Consider the following 2,074-nt stretch of genomic DNA (forward strand, 5'->3'; position numbering starts at 1 on the left):
ATTTAGATGCCCAAAGTGTGACTCTGACCAGTTTACCTTAATCAGGCCAAACCATCGAAGAAATGCAGCATCTCGAGCTCCACTTTTTCAATGTAAATCTTGTCACCGTCAAACTAGCGTTACCTCCGGAACCATCTTCCATCGAAGCCATATCTCTTTATCCAAGTGGTTCTCCGCTATCTATCTATTGTCCAACGACAAGCGTGGTCTTTCGGCTACTACCATTGCTAAATTCGTTCAAGTATCTTATTCGACTGGCTGGTTGATGCTAAATAAGCTACGAAAAGCAATGGCTGACCGAAATGGTTTATATAAACTTGGAGGAAACGTCCAGGTAGATGAGTTCTTTTTAGGTGGTGAGAGCCATGGCGAAGGCAGAAGAGGAAAGGGAACAAAACAAACCAATGTCCTAATTGGAGTGTCGATTAGCAATGGTGCTCCTACTCATTGCTTCATGGAAGTAATCAAAGATACCACTGCTAAATCACCCAAAGATGTTTTTATGAGACGTTTAGATTCCGATACCAAGCTGATAAGTGATGGTAACCCAAGTTACGGGGTATGTGCTCGAGACCTTGGACTAGCGCATTCGATCACTCTATCCAAAGACGAACAAGCACATGTAACATTCAAATGGCTCAACATCCTGATAGGGAACTGCAAGAAATTTATCGACGGAACATACCACGGACGTGAGGAACATAAGCAACTTTACCTCGAGGAATTCGCATACCGATTCAACCGAAGGCACTTTGAAATGTCCTTGGTAGAGCGACTTCTCAATACATGTGTGTTTGCGTCTCCACATCCGCTACTCCGCGAATCTGATTCCAAAATGGCTCTTGCTTACGAAACTTGATAAGTATGCTATGTATTGTCAATGGAGTTTGATTGACGGTGCAATCCTCAATCTGCCTCTGCCTCGCTTATTTGAGGGTCAACCCAAAAATTAGCCAAGGGGAAATCTATTTGGAGTGTTTAGGCTCCCTGGTGCAGTCCCGGTGGCAACTGGAAGCGACGTCTCCCTAGACCAGGCCGAGAAGGAACCTTCATAGATTTCGATCTCGATCGAGAATGCATATTTGAATGCCAATGCAAGATGGCAAGCTGTAATTCCAGATCCGCAACTTCCGATTATCTCTTTTCCTGATTTTGGTTCGAATCCGACTCGGTCCATTAGGGTCTTTCGGAGTTGTTCGACCTCAGGAAAATATGAGTTATGATCAAGCAGCGATCTCGTTGGAAGTGAAATTGCACCAGGGATGTGCCCGGGGCGAGGATCGACTGGATCGCTGTCACCTCGGTATCGACTCTCGTCCCGTGCATCTAGAACTATCGCTGAGCTTTTTTCGATGGAAGTTTTGACGTATTGTGTATCGCAGACCCCAGGACCCCATCCGCCAAGGTTATTTTCAGCGAGAGGCGTATCGTATCCATTAAATTGCGAGATTCTGGTTGACCCTTTTTCGAGCGGGCCATCCCATGCCGCAATTCCACCGTTTAGAACTGCGGCTTTTAGACCAAGGCGACGGTTCATCCACCATATTCGCGCTGCGATAACACCTCCGCAGTCGTCATAGATGACAGTTGGTTTGGAAAGATCGATTCCGCAGGTTTTTAAGGCTAGCTGAAAGGCGTTTGAGTCAGGAAGCGGATGTCGTCCATGATTGCTTACCCGGTGGTCGCTTGCTACCGCATCAATATCGATAAAGATTGACCCTGGTATATGGCCTTTGAGATATGCATCGTACCCATTTCGACCATCTAGATACCATCGAGCATCGATTACATTTACTGTGTTTGTATGGATTAGCTCAACTAGTGCGTTGGAATCTATCAGTGTTTCTAGATTGTTTTGCATATAACCCCCCCCGCAATGTGATAGTTAGGGGTAGCTCGTTGGGTATTTCCCTTATACAACTATCCTTTATTAGCGTGAATCGCTTTATTCTAACTGCGTTCGGCTCTGATAGGCCAGGAATTGTATATCGGTTGACAAAGGAGTTGGCTCGGTTGGGCGCAAACCTTACCGACTCTACGATGNNGNNTCTTNNANNNATCTNCGNGCCCACGA

General features: G+C 46.0%; 2 protein-coding genes and 1 pseudogene. 2 read left to right on the forward strand and 1 reads right to left on the reverse strand.

The window, feature by feature from the left end:
- On the forward strand, window positions 1-859 hold an 859-nt coding region (locus AXFE_RS17550), incomplete at its 5' end, for an IS1595-like element ISAxf1 family transposase (protein ID WP_052607194.1).
- A gap of 90 nt (window positions 860-949) precedes the next feature.
- Here the strand turns inward: AXFE_RS17550 and AXFE_RS17555 are convergent.
- Entirely contained in the window at window positions 950-1,861 is a 912-nt protein-coding gene (locus AXFE_RS17555) for a sulfurtransferase (protein ID WP_052607195.1), read from the reverse strand.
- Between the two features lie 74 nt (window positions 1,862-1,935).
- On the opposite strand from AXFE_RS17555, the pseudogene AXFE_RS21775 reads away from it, so the two are divergent.
- Window positions 1,936-2,074: pseudogene (locus tag AXFE_RS21775) on the forward strand (ACT domain-containing protein); the annotation flags it as partial.

The organism is Acidithrix ferrooxidans, from assembly GCF_000949295.1.
GTDB lineage: Bacteria > Actinomycetota > Acidimicrobiia > Acidimicrobiales > Acidimicrobiaceae > Acidithrix > Acidithrix ferrooxidans.

Bases quoted from the DNA above. Each gene is read 5' to 3' on its own strand.
- AXFE_RS17555 (WP_052607195.1), bottom strand. From the start codon at position 1,861: ATGCAAAACAATCTAGAAACACTGATAGATTCCAACGCACTAGTTGAG.